We start from the raw sequence: 877 nt of genomic DNA on the forward strand, positions 1-877 counted from the left end.
AGGTGATTTATCTTTTACCAATGCAGATGGCAGCGGAAAAAGCCTTTCGCTTGTGAACAAAGCAGGCTTTATTCAAGCAGGTGGAAACTTAAATATCCAAACCAACACCCTGAAAAACGAAGCCGATAGCACACCTGTCATCACGGAAAAAACGGAATATAGCGATATTTCTTTCCAAAAACCAAAGGGTTCTGATCAACTCAGTGATGGGATGTTATATCAGGATGGTCCCAACCTTTGGGGAAAGGGGCACGAACATCAAGGTCATACCGGACCTTTTAAAGGGCACGTAAAAATTTTCTTGGATGTTCCTTTTTGGGCGAGCAAAGAAGAAACCTATGGCACAGCAATTTCAAGCGATGGAACAGTCTATAAGGCATTTACTTGGGAATTTAAGCCTGTCTATGATCAAAAGACCGTAAAACGCTATCAATGGAATAATTGGTCACACATGACAGAAAAGACTGTCACGCAAGGTTTTTCTCATAAACCAGTTTCGGGGGTAATACAATCTAGTGGCAATCTCATCATTAACGCTGATACCATTGACAACCATTATAGCTCTATAGAAGCGGGGGGAAATGCCGATATCCATGCCAATGTGCTCACCAATTTGGGGGCAACAGCTTATAAAAACACTTATCTTGGTTGTCAGGCTAATACAGACAGTTGTTATGGCTATAAAACTGATGGAAGCCGCGATGTTTCTTTAGATATAGCCAATGGCAAGGATCGCCATACTGGTTCAGAAGCTCTTGATGCAGCTCCTGGTCTTGTCCAAGCGGGTGGCACGTTGAATTTGGTGGTCGATCAACTCAATAACACGGCAGCGGAAGGTTCGATTACAGGGGATGCGCATTTTAAAGCACAAGCAGTT

Annotated in this window: 1 pseudogene; it reads left to right on the forward strand. The window is 43.1% G+C overall.

The annotated features are described in order from the left end of the window. Window positions 1–877 (forward strand): annotated as a pseudogene (locus ACFILW_RS10140) (filamentous hemagglutinin); the annotation flags it as partial.

Origin of the sequence: Bartonella sp. TT110JLCBS (genome assembly GCF_042193405.1) — a bacterium.
GTDB lineage: Bacteria > Pseudomonadota > Alphaproteobacteria > Rhizobiales > Rhizobiaceae > Bartonella.